Below are 13,998 nucleotides of genomic sequence, written 5' to 3'. Positions count from 1 at the left end.
GGGGTGGCGGCCGGTGGGACGGCCGGCGTGCCCTGCGGTGTGGCAGCCGGCGTGGCGGCCGGTGGGACGGCCGGGGTGGCGGCCGGTGGGACGGCCGGCGTGCCCTGCGGTGGGACGGCCGGCGTGGCGGCCGGTGGGACGGCCGGCGTGCCCTGCGGTCGGACGGCCGGGGTGGCGGCCGGTGGGACGGCCGGGGTGGCGGCGGCCGGGGTGGGCGTCTCCACGTAGCCTTTGCCGGTCTTCTCGGCCACCAGCTTGTCCAGGTGGGCCGAGGCGGCCGCTTGGGTGGCCAGGTCCTTCGTGCGGCTCTGGCCGTTGGTGCCTAGGCGCCCGAAGCGTACGGTGACGGCTGTTCCGTCGCGTTCGACCTCCCAGAACTTCTCGGAGCCGTCGCCGACGAACTCGAACCTCCGCACCCCCAAAGTCTGGCGCATACCCCGGGCCTGCGCCCCAACCGCCGGCCGCCGTGGCCGTCCGACTACCCGGCACGGCTGCTGGCCGGTCAGGATACGGGGGGCCACGGGCATTGACGTCCCGGGGCCGGGACCTGGAGGTGGGCCGAGATGGACGATGCCGAGCGCAAGGCCCGGCAGGAGCGACGGGAGCGGTTCCTGGCCGAGGGCCATGCCCGGCAGCGGGCCGTCATGGACGACCTGGGCGGGCGAGCGCACGACGCCCTGTGGTGGCTCGGCACCCGCCGCCAGGCCGGGTCCTACCTCCGCCACCTGGCCACCCAGCAGCAGGCCGCGTCTTACGCGCCGTTCCGGCCCCTGCTCGACGGCCACGAGGCCGCGCTCCGGGGTTGGGTCGCCGAGGCTGACCGCCACCTGGCCACGCTCGAGGCCGACGAGGTTGACGAGGCCCGGTCCCGGCTGGGCGCCCGCCTGGCGTTCATCGGCAAGGGTGGGTCCGGCAAGACGGTGGTGGCCGCCACCGTGGCCCGCCTCCTGGCCCGTCGGGGCCAGAAGGTCCTCGCGGCCGACATGGACCGCAGCCCGGGCCTGTCCTACAGCATCGGCCTCGGGGGCCGCGACATCAGCCTGCCGGCGGCCGTGCTCGAAGCCAACGACAGCGCGTCCTACGGGTGGCAGCTGAAGACGTCTGTGCTTCCCCGCCAAGCCGTCGAGGACCACGCCGCGACCGGCCCGGACGGGGCCCGCCTCACCGGCTTCGGCAAGATCGACGGCGTCGAGAAGGAGGCCGCCAAGATGACGATGGTCGCCCTCATCGAGCTGCTCCTGGGCTTCGGCGAGCCCGACTGGCACGTGGTGGCCGACCTCGAGGGCGGGCCCACCACCCCGTTCGAGCGCTACCACGCGTTTTCGGAGGACGTCGTCGTCGTGGTCGGGCCGGCCTGGCGCTCAGCCATGACGGCCCGCCGCCTCCTTCCCATGGTCGGCACCGGGAGGACCACGACCATCGCCGCCAACCGGTTCCGCGACGAACCCGACCATCGGGGCCTCGTCCCCCACATCCGCATCCCCTTCGACCCCGATGTCGCCCAGGCCGAGCGCGAAGGTCTCTCCCCCCTGGACGAATGCCCCGGCTCACCCACCATCGAGGCCATCGAACGCCTCGTCGGCACGCTCGTGCCACCGGACCGCCACCGCGCCACCCGCGCGTAGGCCCACGATCGGTGAGCCGGTCGGCAGCCGTCAGACCGGCCCGGTAGTCCCTCCCGGACCAGGGGCAGGCCCGCCATCGCTCATGTCTCGATGAGGTGGCCGAGGCGCTCACGACCGAGACGGGCCACGCTCGCGTCGAGCGCGGCCGTCAGGACCTGCCGGGCGATGGCCTGGAGCCGAGCAAGGGTGAGAGCCAGCGTTCGGGTCTCGTCGGGGCCGAGCCCCTGGCGCCAGTCCGCCGGTGCGAGGTGGGACTCGAACAACGCGACGAAGCGGGCCGCGATCTCGTCCGTGTGGGCCACCAGCGATTCCCACTCGTCGAGGATCACGTCGGCCGGGACGCCGAGGTGCACGAGCGCCGAACCGCTCTCGAGGAACCGCCGGTCGGCCACCCGGACCTTTCCGTCCTCGGTCGGCTGGACCAGGCCGAGCGCCACCGAGCGCTGCACGAGCTCGGCCGTCATGGCGCCGTCGGGGAACCGGCCCAACAGCTCCACCGGGTCCAGGACAACCGCGTGCACGTCTCCGACGAGCGCGTCGAGCTCGGCTTCGACCCCGACGACGGCGTCGAGGCTGCGGCCCTGCTCCCACTGCTCCAGGAGGTTGGCGATCCCGGCGAGGGAGTAGCCCTCGCCCTGCAGCCTGGCGATCAGGCGGAGCCGACTGAGGTGCGAGTCGTCGTACCAGCCCGTGCGGCCCTCCAGCCGCGGCGGGGCCAGCAGGCCGCGGGTCTGGTACAGGCGCACGGTGGTCGACGCCACGCCGGCCTGCCGGGCCACCTCGTCCAGGCGGTACAGGTTCCCCACTTTCCTCCTTGATCTGCTTGCAACTAATCCGCTAGTGAATAGTAGAGTATCGATCATGAGCGAACAAGGCCTGGGTGTGCTCGGGGGGATGCGAGGGACGATCCGGAGCCGGCTGCTGCTTAACGCCCTCGTCGACCCCGACGAGGCCGCTCGCCGGCTACCGGCAGGACTGCGGCCGCACGTCGTGGGTGACAGCACGGTCGTGGGCTGTTGCCTGCTCGACATAGCCGCCGTGCGTCCAGCCGGGCTACCGGCCGCGGCCGGGTTGTCCCTGCGGGCGGCTGCCCACCGGATCTCGGTGGAGTGGGACGACGAGCTCGGCAGCACGGCTGTCGGCGTCTACGTCCCGCTCCGCCTGACCGGCTCACGGGCCGCGATCGCGCTCGGCGGTCGCTTGTTCCCGGGCGTCCACGGCCGGGCGCAGGTAGGCCTGACCCACGACGACCGGCGGTTCAGCTGGACCGTGGAGCCAGACCGAGGTCCCGGCGCCTACCGGGTACGCGTCGACGCGTCAGCTCGTGGCGGTGGGCTCTCACCATGCGAGCCGATCGGAGCCACCTGTCTCGGCGCTGAGACCGGTCTGTCCCCCGGGCACGACGGCGAGCTCGAGGCCGCTCGGATGACCACGCACCGCCGTGATGCCTGCCTGGTGGAGGTCCACCACCTCGACTCGGCGTTCCTGGCGGGCTTCAAGAGCGCCGAGACCGCGCCCTGCTACCTCATGCGCGATGTCGACGTGACGTGGGCTCGTGCGCCGGTCCCTCGTGCCCGACCTAGCGCGCCCGTCGCGTGAAGGTCGTGATCGCCGGCGGGGCCGGCACCCTCGGACGAAGGCTGGCCGACGACCGGGCGCGCCGCGGTGACGAGGTCACGATCCTGACGCGCCGGCCCCGTGACGGGATCAGCCACCGCCAGGTGACCTGGGACGGCCGCACGGTCGGGCCGTGGAGCGAAGAGCTGGAGGGCGCCGTCCTCGTCAACCTCGCCGGAGAGCTCGTCGACAAGCGACCGACTCCCAGCAACTTGGAGCTGCTTCGGCGTTCACGCGTCGAACCGACCGGCGCGCTCGTCGCGGCCGCGTCGACGCTCGTCACCCCACCACGGCTGTGGCTGCAGATGAGCACACTTGCCATCTACGGCGACTCCGGTCAGGCCATCGTGGAGGAGGGCCATCCGGTGGCCGACGGGCCGCCCCAGATGGCCGGCGTCGCCCGCCCGTGGGAGCAGGCCGTCGAGGGCGCAGCCGCGGACCGCCTCGTCATCTTGCGCACCGGGATCGTGCTCGATCGCGGCACACCGGCCCTCGATCGTCTCGTCCGGCTGGCGCGGCTCGGGTTGGGTGGCCGCATCAGCACGGGTACGCAGTGGGTCAGCTGGGCCCACTGCGCCGACTTCCTGGACGCCGTCCACTTCATCTGCGACCACCCCGACCTGGCCGGCGTCGTACACGTCACCGCCCCTGGCCCCGTCCCGAACAGGGACATGATGGCCAGCCTTCGCAAGGCGGTCCGCCGACCGTGGGCGCCGCCCACACCGCGGCCGCTAGTCCACCTGGGTGCGCTGGCCCTGCGGACCGATCCCGCGCTGGCGCTCACGGGACGGCGGTGCGTACCGAGACGGCTGCTCGACGCCGGCTTCGGGTTCCGCTACCCCACGTTCGGCCCAGCGGTCCATGACCTTCTCCGCGGCCCGGAGGTCGGGTCCCGGAGCGGCCGAGCCAAGCCCCTCGAGTAGGCGCGCGTTTCTGCGCGCGCTATCCACCACTTCGCCACACCCGCTCACTAGCGTCGTCCCGTGGGCCGCCCGAAGACTTACGACGAGCAGCGGGTCGCCACGGCGATCCGGCTGCCATCCTCACTCCGAGATGAGCTCCATGCTGCGGCGGTCGAGCGGGACGTCTCGGTCAATCTCTTGGTGAACCGAGCGGTGTCCGCGTACTTGCGACGGCTGCCGCCGGTGGACGACGAGTTGCGCGAGACCCGGCGGAAACGCCGAACCGTTGGGAAGGCGTCGTGACAACCGCCGCCATCCCCGAGCCACGCAGCGGGCGAGTTCGTCGTCCGACGGCAACGGCTCGCTTCGGATCGTCGCGACGCGAGAGCCACGATGCCACAGCCTTCTACCAGCGCTTCGTGCCCCCCGAGCTCTCAACCGAAGTAGACGTCGTTCGTCCGGCAGCGTTGGACGTCATCTACCGGCGCGATGCGCGCGACATGGGTGAGGTCGAGTCGAACTCCGTAGCACTCGTGGTCACCTCCCCGCCGTACTTCGCAGGCAAGGAGTACGAGGAGGGCCTCGGGCGCGACGGCGTGCCCGGTACCTACTTCGAGTACCTGGCACTGCTCCACGATGTGTTCCAAGAGTGCAAGCGGGCCCTGGAGCCCGGTGGCCGAATCGCTGTGAACGTCGCAAACCTCGGGAGGCGGCCCTACCGCTCGCTCGCTGGTGACGTGACGGAGATCCTCCAAGATCTCGGTTTGCTCCTACGTGGCGAGGTCGTTTGGTGGAAGGGCCGAGCAGCCGGCGGGTCGTGCGCTTGGGGGACCTTCCAGCGCCCGAGCAACCCGGTGCTGCGAGACGTCACGGAGCGGGTGGTCATCGCCAGCAAAGGCCGCTTCGACCGGGCGCTGAAGCCCGAAGAACGGCTCAACCGAGGCCTGCCGTCTACCGCAACCATTTCCCGAGACGAGTTCCTGGAGGCGACCACCGACCTGTGGGAGATCCCACCCGAGAGCGCGACACGCGTCGGCCATCCCGCCCCGTTCCCCGTCGCTCTCCCGAAGCGGCTGATCGAGCTCTACACGTACGAGGGGGACGTCGTGCTGGACCCGTTCATGGGATCGGGCACGACGGCCATTGCCGCCCTGCGTACCGAGCGGCACTTCCTCGGCTACGAGACGGAGGACTCCTACGTCGACCGCGCCAACGAGCGAATCGCTGACGAGACCGCTCGGCTCGTCCGACAGGAGTCGTTGGCGACGGTGCCCTTCAGGGTCCAGCTTCCGGCCGTCTCGACGAGAGACGAAGGCGAGGACTTCCAAGCACGTGCCGTCCGTGAGGGCCGGCAAGCGAAGAACCTGGCCGGCGACCTGCTCGAGAACTGTGGCTTCCTCGACATCCGTCCCGACGTGAAGCTCTCCGCCCTTGGGATCGAACTGAACTTCCTCGCCACTGACCACACAGGAAACGAGTGGGCCTTCGACGTCTCCGGCGCCTTCACTTCGAATCGGGCTGGCCTGAAGCGAACGGACAGCCTGTGGAAGGCCCTGGGCAAGGCAGGCGTGCTCCACGCAGGCCGTGGCGACCTCCCACTCGTCTTGCTGACGACGGACGCACCAGCGCGCGGCAGCGCTGGCCACGCAGCCCTCAAGGTCCTCCAGGGCCCCGGTCGCCCGGTCTTCGACCTCGTCGAGTTGCTCAACGCACGCGACCAGGAGCGACTTCGGGGCTACGCGTTGCGAGGCCACCCCGACCGCTGAGACGCCATCCGATCCAGGCCGCGCGCCGACGCCTCGTCTCGGCGCTGCGCAACGGGTGGCCGTCAGCGAGGCCACCGCCGAGCTATGGAGGGCCAGACTCACCCGGCAGAACGCCGAACCCGTGCTCTGGCGACTGCTTCGCATCGGCTCCGCGCCCTACTTCATTCTCGGCGCGAGCTCACCAAGGGTTCCGCCTCCTTCGACTTGAGATCAAGCCTGGGCGTCACGGTCGGCCGGCCGGCCCCGAACCCGCTCTTATCTGACCAGCGTTCCTACCCCGGTGGGCGAGGGGGGGCTCATCAGGGGGCGAGCGCACCAATGGGGATGACGGCGACACCGTCGGGCCGCTGGTAGCCGTAGCCGGTTCCGGTGATGACACCGAGAACGGCGGGTTCGCCGGACCTGCGGGTCTCAATGACGTCACGGAACCGAAGAAGCGACGCAGCGCCCTCCTCGACGAGGCCGGCGCCAAGTCTGACCTCGAACGCGCCCCATCGACCGTCGGCCAGTTGCACGATGGCGTCGACCTCGACGCCGTAGCACCCCAGGTGACCACCACGTGGTCGGCGTCGGCGCGCACGTGGACGCGCCGGCCGATGGCCCGGGGGTGCACGGAGTAGTCGTTGGTCCCCATCCGCACCCAGTGGTCACGGCCGAGGCGGGTGTCGGCGTGGAAGTCCACGTCGGGCGCCACCGGGGGCAGGGCCATCATGGCGTCGAGGTCCTCGGCGATGCGATCGCTCGGCCGGCACCGCAGCCCGGCGTGGACGCGGGTGTTGGCCTTGGTGGCCAGCCACTCGCCCAGCTGGGCGTTGAAGTCCCTGGGCCCGGCGAAGTCTCGCCCGGGCAGGAAGCTCGTCTCCAGGTAGCCGGTGGCCCGCTCGACGAGGCCCTTGCGCTCGGGACAGCCGGGCTCGAGCACAATGGCCCCCATGGCCAGGGTCCCCTTGAAGCGCAGGAACGCCTCGGTGAAGATCACCTTGCCCCGGTCCCGGTGCGAGATGGCGGCCTCACCGTCGTAGACACCGAGGTGGGGCACCGCCCCGATGTCGTTGATGCACCACAGGTGGCCGCCCAACACGTCGTGAGTCTCCTTGGAGGCGATCATGCGGGCGCTGATCCACCGGGAGTAGCCGACACACCCACCATCACCGGCAGGCGCCCCACCTGGCCGTCTCCGACGGGCATGTCGTAGTCGGGGAACCACAGGTCCCACTGGGCCAACTCGCCGGGGCGGTACTCCGTTCGCCCGAAGCCCTCGGGGATCAGGTAGGCGGGGCGCAGCTCAGCCACCCGGTCCCGCAGGATGGTCATGCCCCGGTCCCAGCAGACGCGCTCGGCGATCACCGTGGCGGGCATGTCCGGCGTCTTGGCCAACAACCGGCGGATCTCGGGCTCAACGGCGTCGACCGCCGAGCCCACTCCAGTCCGTTGATAGGCCGGCGGCTGGGTCGATCGCAGCGCCGCCTTGACCGTGCTGCGGGCGATGCCGAGGTGGCGGGCGATGGCCTTGATGCCCATGCCCTCTCCTCGATGCAGTCGCCTGATCTCTGCCCACTCGTTCACGTCGATCACGTTTCCTCTCCCCGGGCTCGGCACTGTTGGCCGGCCCAGGCTTGGGTCCAAACCACTCGGGGTGGTGGACCTCCGGGAGAGGGGGGTCAGTTTTCGACTGTTGATAAGGGGTCAGTATTCAGCCGTTGGCGACACTGGTCCATGGGGATGTGGATCTCGGTGATGGTGTCCACGTGCTGCAACCATGCGGTTGTCACGGGATTCGGACAACCACCGTCCAGGCGGGACGCTGCGCGGTCGAGAGAAGAAGCGCTAGTGTCCTGTAAGGCTATTCCGCCAAGAAATATAGGCTGATCGGGAACTTCTGCGGCGGGGGCGCGTTCTGTCAGGTAGAACCCCTGACGGAAGGAGCTTGCCTTGGCGCGCCGTGGCCGACCGACAGTCCCGATCACCCTCAGCGCAGATGAACGCGACACCCTGCAGCGCTGGGCCCGGCGGCATTCCTCCTCGCAGGCCTTGGCGCTGCGTTGCCGGATCGTGCTGGCCTGCGCCGAGGGCGACCGCACGCGCGACGAGGTCGCAGCGGAGGTGGGGTGCAACCCGGCGACGGTGACGAAGTGGCGGCACCGCTTCGCCGCCGATCGTCTCGACGGGCTGGTGGACGCCCCCGGCCGGGTGCGGCCCGCACCATCGGCGACGACGTGATCGAAGCGGTGGTGGTCGAGACGCTGGAGACCGCTCCGGAGAATGCGACCCACTGGTCGACTCGGGGCCTGGCGGCCAGGCACGGCATCAGCCACCAGACGGTGGCTGAGATCTGGCGCGCCTTCGGGCTCAGGCCGTGGCGCCAGGACAGCTTCAAGGTGTCCCCCGACCCCGAACTGGTGGAGAAGATCCGTGACCTGGTGGCGCTGTACATGAACCCGCCGGTGGCCGCCGCTGTCTTCGCCGTCGACGAGAAGCCCCAGATCCAGGCCCTGGACCGCACCGCCCCGACCCTGCCCATGCTGCCCACCACGCCCCAGCGGGCCACGCATGACTACGAGCGCAACGGCACCTGCGACCTGTTCGCGGCGCTGAACATGGCCACCGGATCGGTGATCACCGACATCCGCAAGAGCCACACCAGCGCCGACTTCGTCGCCTTCTTGAACAAGGTCAACCGCAACGTCCCCAAGGACCTTGAGGTGCACGTGATCCTGGACAACCTCTCCACCCACAAGACCCCTGCCGTGCACGCCTGGCTGCTGCGCCACCGCCGGTTCCACTTCCACTTCACCCCGACCTACGGGTCGTGGATGAACATGGTCGAGCGATGGTTCTCCGCCCTCACAACCAAGAAGTTGCAGCGCTCCGCCCACCGCCGCGTCAAGCAGCTCGCCGCCGACATCGAGGCCTGGGTCGCCAACTGGAACGAGAACCCGACCCCGTTCGTGTGGCACAAGACCGCTGAGCAGATCCTCGAGCGCATCGCCGGCTACTGCGCTGCCGTCAACGAGGCGACCGGCTCGTGACTCACCTGTTTAGTGGCGCTTCAGCCTTACAGGACACTAGGTGGACGCGACCCAAGACCGGGGACGGCCCCGTGGCCCCCGGCGGCGAATCCCAGGGATCAAGCCGATGGCGGCGATCCAAGCCCTACAAGCTCGAGGTCGACGAGCAAGCCGCCGCTGGCCTCAAGTCGATCCCCCAGCGGAAACGGCCATTCGACATGGCCTACGGATAGGTTCGTGCCGGTGGAGCAGCATCGGCGGCGGCCGTCTGAGGAGACGCTGGCCTGGATCGCACGAGCCGTTTCGCCGACGGCGCAGATCGTCTCGTGGCGGAGAATACCGGCGGAAGCCCCCAGGCATCCGTCCACCGCGTCACGGTCCGATCGGGGCTCACCCACCACCACCTCGTGATCCGCCGCTGGATGCCCGGCACAGACGAATGGGCGACGTGGACGCGCTCGGCCGTCGTCGGGGAAGCGACCGTGCTGGAAGCGCTGGCGGCGAGCGCCGTTCCCGCGCCCAGGGTCGTCGCGGTCACGGACGGCTTGGAAGCCGGTGGCCACCCAGCCCTGCTGATGACTCGGGCCCCGGGCCGCCTGCAACTGGCGCCCTCCGACCCGCGCAGCTGGGTGAGGGGGATGGCCACGATGCTGGCCCGGATCCACGCATCGCCGATCGCGGCACCCACCTGGGACGGATGGACCGATCTTGAGTCGGTGTCGCCGCCCAACTGGAGCCGCCGACCGCAGCTCTGGGAGGCCGCCATCGAGGCCGCCCGCCAAGCCCGCCGGTCCCACACGTGCTTCATCCACAGCGACTACCAGCACTTCAACATCCTGTGGCAGCGCGGACGGATCACGGCTGTCGTCGACTGGGTCTACGCCGCCAGCGGCCCTCCCGATGTCGATGTCGGGCACTGCCGCCTGAACCTCGCTGTGCTGTTCTCCCCGGACCTGGCCGAGCAGTTCCGCCGCGACTACGAGTGTCACGCCGGTCGGACCGTCGACCCGACGTGGGACATCACCGCTCTGCTGTCGTTCAGCGAGGACTGGCATGTCGGGATTCCCAGACAGGTTGGAGGCAGGACCACCGTCGATCACACCGGCATGAACCGCCGCGTCGAGGAGCTCCTGGATTCGGCCGTCGCTCGCCTGTGACTGTCCGTTGCCGAGATTGGAGCGATCGTCGCCGGCCGACGCGTCCGTCCGTCCCGCATGCGGAACCGCGCAAGGACACCACCCGGGCGGATGTCGAACGGGCTGCCACGAAGTTCTCGTCGGGCAGCTCCTCTCCGATCCCGACACCGACCCCGTAGGGAACGGCGTTCGGAGGACGGGCCGCCCGGCCGCTGTTCAAGACAGAAGCGGTTGTCTTGAACACATGTCACTCAAGTGAACTTGAGTAGCTCAAGTCCTTGTTAAACAAGTCGCCCAATGCCTTTGATAACGGCGACCCGCGAGCCGTATACTCAACCGGTGCGTCCCGAGGACTTCCCGAAGACGGCTATGGGGGGTGTCAGGCAGGTTCCCGGAGGCCGGTACTGGGCGTACTACCCCTCGCCCCTTCCGAGAGGGATCGCCTACGGCCGCGAGCTGGTACGCCAGCTCGACGAGGCTACCGGAGCGTTGCACCGCCTCGGCGGCGTCGGCCGGCTGCTGCCGAACCCGAACCTGCTGATCGCCCCTTACGTCCGCCTCGAGGCGGTCCTCAGCTCTCGCATCGAAGGAACCCAGTCCGATGTCGCCGATCTCCTGCGATACGAGGTCGGCGACGAGGAGGGCGTGGGCGAGCTCCGGGACGACGTCCAGGAGGTGCGCAACTACATCACCGCGCTGGATCACGGGATCGAACGGTTGCGGGGCGGCTTCCCGCTCAGCCTCCGGCTCCTCCGGGAGGCGCACGAGCGACTGATGACCGGCGTACGTGGCGGGTCGGCGACGCCCGGGGAGTTCAGGCGGAGCCAGAACTGGATCGGCGGCTCCTCGCCGTCGGACGCGGCGTTCGTCCCGCCGCCGGTCACCGACATGGCCGATGCACTCGACGACCTCGAGAGCTTCCTTCACGACCGATCGTTGCCGCTGCTGGTCCAGCTCGCCATGGCGCACTACCAGTTCGAGGTCATCCACCCGTTCCTCGATGGCAACGGACGGCTGGGTCGCCTCCTGATTCCCCTCGTGCTCATCGAGCGAGGCGTCCTGCCACAGCCCCTCCTCTACCTGTCTGCCTTCTTCGAGCGGAACCGGAACCAGTACTACGACCTCCTGATGGCAACCAGTCGAACAGGCGACCTTGCGCCATGGATTCGCTTCTTCCTCCGCGGCGTGGCCGAACAGGCCACCGACGCCGAGGAGCGGACCGTCCGTCTGGTCGAGTTGCAGTCGGCCGTCCGAGGCGAGCTTCTCGCCGAGCGAGCGCCCGTTAGCGCGGTCAGGGCTGCGGAACTCCTGTTCAGTAAGCCCTACATCTCGGCTACGTCGCTCACCAATGACCTCGACGTCACGTTTCCAACCGCCCAGTCGGCGATCGATCTGCTCGTCAGGCGGGGAGATCTCGTTGAGACCACCGGCCGCAGGCGGAACCGCTTCTACTTCTCCCAACGCATCTTCGACGCCGTCTACGGCATGAGCCCGGAGACACTCGACGAGCAGACGAGGCCCTTCGACATCGACCCGATCGGGTGACCGCTCCTGGGCGGGCCAGTGGCGACGGACTCCGACCCGAGCCCGAAGACCTGCTGGAGGCACGCCGGGGTGCAATGGCGCCGAGTCTGCAGGTATTCCTGCGCGCCTCGTGTTCTGCGCGTACGGGCGCGCCGCGTTCTGGCCGCGTGTCCAATGTGTGTTCGCCCGGCCCGCCCGACGTCCGCCTGCACGGGCCGATTCCAGCCGCGCGACGTCCTGCACCCCGTCTGACCAGCACTTTCACCTCGGTGGGCGAGGGGGGACTTGAACCCCCACATCCTTTCGGATACAGGAACCTGAATCCTGCGCGTCTGCCAATTCCGCCACTCGCCCGAGTGGTGCGGGGACAGGGTAGCGGGCCCGTGGCGGCTGATCGGAGGGGGTCCTGGGTAAGCTCGCGGCCAGCATGGGTATCAGGCAGTTCGAGCAACGGCTGGAGCGCCTGGTCGAGGGAGTCTTCGCGAAGACGTTCCGCAGCGGGCTCGAGCCAGTGGAGATCGCGCGCCGTCTGACGAGGGAGATGGACCTGCACCGGGCAATGGGCGTCAACGGCCTGATGGCCCCCAACCACTTCGAGGTGGCGGTGAGCGCCGCCGACCTCAAGACCTTCCAGTCCTACACCCACGCCCTGATGAGGGAGCTGTCCGAGGCCGTGCGCGAGCACGCCCGTGACGAGGGCTACGGCTTCGTCGGGCCGGTCCACGTGGAGCTGGTCGAGGACCCGGCGATGGGCGCCGGGGAGTTCCTGGTGGCCAGTTCGATGGTCGAGGCCCCGGGCGGGGCCGCGGTCGGGTCGCTGCGGCTCCAGGACGGCACCCGCATAGCCCTGGGCGAGGACCCGGTGACGATCGGTCGGCTGCCCGAGTGCGACGTGGTGCTGTCGGACCCCAACGTCAGCCGGCGCCACGCCGAGGTGCGCCGCCGGGGTAACGATTTCGTGGTGGTCGACCTGGGCTCCACCAACGGCACCAAGGTCAACGGCGCCGGCACCCGGGAGAGGCGGCTGAACGACGGCGACGAGATCGGCCTGGGTGGCACCCGGATCCGTTTCGAGGCCTCCTGAGTCGGTCCCGAGCCGCCCATCGCGATGCCTGAACCTCTCCTGACCATCCTCAAGTTCTGCTTCCTGGCCATCCTCTACCTCTTCTTCCTCAGGGTCCTGCGGGCCGTCTGGGCCGAGGTCAAGGGCCCGGCGGCCATGGCCGCGCCACCGGTCGTCCAGCGCCCGGTGCGGGCCACCCTGGGCGGCAACCGCCCGCCCGGCAAGCTCAAGGTGATCGAGCCCGTCGAGCGCCGGGGCCGGGTCTACGACCTCGGGGAGGAGCTGACGGTGGGCCGGGCCGGCGGGTGCCAGGTGGCCTTGGGCGACGACAACTACGTGTCCCAGCTCCATGCCCGCGTCTTCCGGCGAGAGGGCCAGCTCTACGTAGAGGACCTGGGGTCGACCAACGGCACCTACGTGAACCGCAAGAAGGTCACGGCCCCCATCGCCATCCGCAGGGGCGACCGCCTCCAGGTGGGCAAGACAGTCATGGAGCTGTCGTGACCGTGCTGCGGGGGGCCGCGGCCACCGACGTCGGGCGCGTGCGGCAGATGAACGAGGACCGCTACCTGGTGGGCGACGGCATCTACGCCGTGGCCGACGGCGTGGGCGGGCACCAGGCCGGCGAGGTGGCCGCCGAAGCGTCCCTCGAGGCCCTCGCCGAGGAGTTCACCGAGCGGACCGTCGACGGGCTGATCGACGCCGTCCAAGCGGCCAACCGGTCGGTCTGGCGGTTGGCCCAGGAGCGGGCCGAGCGGCGGGGCATGGGCACCACCATCACCGCCCTGGCCCTGGTCGACGAGGACGGCGAGGAGCAACTGGCCATCGCCAACGTGGGCGACTCCCGGGCCTACCTCCTCCAAGAGGGTGACCTCCTGCAGGTCACCCAGGACCACAGCCTCGTCGAAGAGCTCGTCCGGGAGGGCCAGCTCACCCCCGAAGAGGCCCAGGTCCACCCCCAGCGATCGATCATCACCCGTGCCCTGGGCATGGAGGCCGAGATCGCCGTGGACGCCTGGTGCCTCACGCCGTATGCCGGAGACCGGGTGCTGCTGTGCAGCGACGGGCTCACCAACGAGGTCAGCACCGACCGCATCGCCGCCACCCTGCGCCAATTGACCGACCCCCAGGAGGCGGCCCACGAGCTGGTCCGCCAGGCCCGGTCCCACGGCGGCAACGACAACATCACGGTGGTCGTGGTCGATGTCGTCGAGGATGGGACGGACGGGCCCGAGGGCGCTGACCCCGTGGCCCGGGCCGCCCCCACGGCCGCTCCCGGCAACACCACCCAGCACGACGACGGGGACCGGACGACGAAGATCCCCGTAGCCCGGTGGGCGGGAGAGGACGACCCAGG

General features: G+C 69.9%; 14 protein-coding genes, 1 tRNA gene and 1 pseudogene. 11 read left to right on the top strand and 5 right to left on the bottom strand.

The annotated features are described in order from the left end of the window. Nucleotides 1–416: WGR domain-containing protein (locus AB1673_16395; protein MEW6155543.1), on the bottom strand; the 416-nt coding region annotated here is incomplete at its 3' end. Nucleotides 417–563: 147 nt separating this feature from the next. On the opposite strand from AB1673_16395, the gene AB1673_16390 reads away from it, so the two are divergent. Next, nucleotides 564–1,625, top strand: coding sequence for an AAA family ATPase (locus AB1673_16390; GenBank protein ID MEW6155542.1), 1,062 nt, complete (start codon nucleotides 564–566; stop codon nucleotides 1,623–1,625). 80 nt (nucleotides 1,626–1,705) lie between these two features. Here AB1673_16390 and AB1673_16385 read toward each other — a convergent pair whose 3' ends face one another. Further along, the gene (locus AB1673_16385) at nucleotides 1,706–2,431 is read right to left on the bottom strand and encodes a MerR family transcriptional regulator (protein MEW6155541.1); all 726 of its coding nucleotides are present in this window, start codon (nucleotides 2,429–2,431) and stop codon (nucleotides 1,706–1,708) included. Nucleotides 2,432–2,486: 55 nt separating this feature from the next. On the opposite strand from AB1673_16385, the gene AB1673_16380 reads away from it, so the two are divergent. The 4 genes from AB1673_16380 to AB1673_16365 all read left to right on the top strand — a co-directional run bounded on the left by AB1673_16380 (nucleotide 2,487) and on the right by AB1673_16365 (nucleotide 5,910). Then, nucleotides 2,487–3,224 (top strand): hypothetical protein, encoded by a 738-nt coding sequence (locus AB1673_16380; protein ID MEW6155540.1) that lies wholly within the window; start codon nucleotides 2,487–2,489, stop codon nucleotides 3,222–3,224. Beyond that, nucleotides 3,221–4,165: a DUF1731 domain-containing protein gene (locus tag AB1673_16375; protein MEW6155539.1), complete on the top strand. Its 945-nt coding sequence runs from the start codon at nucleotides 3,221–3,223 to the stop codon at nucleotides 4,163–4,165. The genes AB1673_16380 and AB1673_16375 overlap by 4 nt, the downstream gene beginning before the upstream one ends. 60 nt (nucleotides 4,166–4,225) lie before the next feature. Then, on the top strand, nucleotides 4,226–4,447 hold the full coding sequence (locus AB1673_16370) for a hypothetical protein (GenBank protein MEW6155538.1): 222 nt from the start codon (nucleotides 4,226–4,228) through the stop codon (nucleotides 4,445–4,447). A gap of 116 nt (nucleotides 4,448–4,563) precedes the next feature. Further along, nucleotides 4,564–5,910, top strand: a complete 1,347-nt coding sequence (locus AB1673_16365) for a site-specific DNA-methyltransferase (protein MEW6155537.1) — start codon at nucleotides 4,564–4,566, stop codon at nucleotides 5,908–5,910. A gap of 223 nt (nucleotides 5,911–6,133) precedes the next feature. On the opposite strand, the gene AB1673_16360 is transcribed toward AB1673_16365, so the two are convergent. Both AB1673_16360 and AB1673_16355 read right to left on the bottom strand, forming a co-directional pair. Continuing rightward, nucleotides 6,134–7,018, bottom strand: coding sequence for a hypothetical protein (locus AB1673_16360; protein ID MEW6155536.1), 885 nt, complete (start codon nucleotides 7,016–7,018; stop codon nucleotides 6,134–6,136). Then, a complete protein-coding gene (locus AB1673_16355) occupies nucleotides 7,015–7,476 on the bottom strand; it encodes a helix-turn-helix domain-containing protein (protein ID MEW6155535.1) in 462 nt (153 codons plus the stop codon). Before AB1673_16355 ends, AB1673_16360 begins: the two co-directional genes overlap by 4 nt. Nucleotides 7,477–7,842: 366 nt before the next feature. Between AB1673_16355 and AB1673_16350 the strand changes: the two are divergent. The 3 genes and pseudogenes from AB1673_16350 to AB1673_16340 all read left to right on the top strand — a co-directional run bounded on the left by AB1673_16350 (nucleotide 7,843) and on the right by AB1673_16340 (nucleotide 11,599). Further along, a pseudogene (locus AB1673_16350) lies at nucleotides 7,843–8,939 on the top strand (IS630 family transposase). Between the two features lie 305 nt (nucleotides 8,940–9,244). Continuing rightward, nucleotides 9,245–10,075, top strand: coding sequence for a phosphotransferase (locus tag AB1673_16345; protein MEW6155534.1), 831 nt, complete (start codon nucleotides 9,245–9,247; stop codon nucleotides 10,073–10,075). A 318-nt stretch (nucleotides 10,076–10,393) separates the two neighbouring features. Next, entirely contained in the window at nucleotides 10,394–11,599 is a 1,206-nt protein-coding gene (locus tag AB1673_16340; protein MEW6155533.1) for a Fic family protein, read from the top strand. Between the two features lie 249 nt (nucleotides 11,600–11,848). Here the strand turns inward: AB1673_16340 and AB1673_16335 are convergent. Continuing rightward, a tRNA-Leu gene (locus AB1673_16335) sits at nucleotides 11,849–11,932 on the bottom strand. 73 nt (nucleotides 11,933–12,005) lie between these two features. Here AB1673_16335 and AB1673_16330 point away from each other — a divergent pair. The 3 genes from AB1673_16330 to AB1673_16320 all read left to right on the top strand — a co-directional run. Beyond that, complete coding sequence (locus AB1673_16330; GenBank protein ID MEW6155532.1) at nucleotides 12,006–12,662, top strand: DUF3662 and FHA domain-containing protein; 657 nt, start codon at nucleotides 12,006–12,008, stop codon at nucleotides 12,660–12,662. Between the two features lie 24 nt (nucleotides 12,663–12,686). Then, nucleotides 12,687–13,145 (top strand): FHA domain-containing protein, encoded by a 459-nt coding sequence (locus AB1673_16325; protein MEW6155531.1) that lies wholly within the window; start codon nucleotides 12,687–12,689, stop codon nucleotides 13,143–13,145. Next, the coding region (locus tag AB1673_16320; protein MEW6155530.1) for a Stp1/IreP family PP2C-type Ser/Thr phosphatase at nucleotides 13,142–13,998 on the top strand (857 nt) is incomplete at its 3' end. The genes AB1673_16325 and AB1673_16320, both read left to right, overlap by 4 nt.

This window comes from Actinomycetota bacterium, from assembly GCA_040754375.1.
GTDB lineage: Bacteria > Actinomycetota > Acidimicrobiia > Acidimicrobiales > AC-14 > JBFMCT01.
Note: the sequence above shows the minus strand (reverse complement) of the source record. Positions and strands in the feature narration are given on the sequence as shown.